The organism is Neobacillus mesonae (assembly GCF_023715155.1).
Taxonomy (GTDB): domain Bacteria; phylum Bacillota; class Bacilli; order Bacillales; family Cytobacillaceae; genus Neobacillus; species Neobacillus mesonae_A.
Genome location: NZ_JAMBNQ010000090.1, coordinates 1 through 999 on the forward strand (window position 1 = coordinate 1; position 999 = coordinate 999).

A 999-nucleotide genomic window follows, 5' to 3' on the forward strand; every position below is an offset into this window, starting at 1 on the left:
CATCAACAGAAGAAAAAAGAGGAATCCTCCGAACTTGAAATATTGAAGCGTGAAAATCGTATGTTAAGGATTGAAAATGAATACCTAAAAAAGCTGGAAGCCTTAATTCAGGAACCCAAGGATACCGACAAAAGCAAGCAAAAGTAGTCACTGAATTAAGAGAAAAATATCGGTTATCTGAGATTTTAAAAATCGTTGGCCTCCCTAAAAGTGTGTATTTTTACTATCAAAATCATGAAGAAACTAAACACAATAATCTAGAGTTAATAAATGAAATAAAAGCTATCAAAAAGGATAATTCGGCTTATGGTTATAGACGTGTTCATCTTGAATTAAAAAATCGAGGGTGGAAGGTAAACCATAAAAAGGTCCAGCGTATTATGCAGGAACAGCACTTACAATCACAAGCATTTACCAAGAAAAGCCGGAAATACAACTCATATAAAGGGACAGTTGGTAAAATTGCCCCCAATCGTCTACATCGTCGGTTTAAGACAGATAGGCCATATCAAAAGCTTACGGTAGATGTCACAGAGTTACGTTGGGGGGATAAGTCCACGGAACACCGCTGTTATCTGGAGCCTGTTATGGATCTTTACTCTGGTGAAATTTTGGCTTTTAACATTAGTCTCCATCCAACTGTAAGTTTTGCTTTAAAACCGTTGCATGAAGCCCTTGAGGCACTTCCTAGGCTTCCTTATCGAACCACTGTCCATTCGGATCAGGGGTTTCAATATCAACATCATAGCTGGGTAAGGGAACTTAAGGAACATCATGTATTTCAAAGTATGTCGCGAAAAGGAAATTGTCTTGATAATGCAGCAATGGAGAGTTTCTTCCACCTTCTGAAATGTGAAAAAATCTATCAACACGATTACAATTCCTTTGAGGAGGTCGCTCAGGCTGCGGCACATTGGATAAATGATTACAACAATTATCGAATTAAAGAAAAGCTGGGTGGTAAGAGCCCTGTACAATACAGGCTTCTTACCACCCAGC

The 999-nt window shown here is 38.5% G+C and carries 1 protein-coding gene; it reads left to right on the forward strand.

Going from position 1 to position 999, the window contains the following annotated elements:
• Nucleotides 1-80: 80 nt before the first annotated feature.
• Nucleotides 81-999: IS3 family transposase (locus M3183_RS26510; protein WP_311315414.1), on the forward strand; the 919-nt coding region annotated here is incomplete at its 3' end.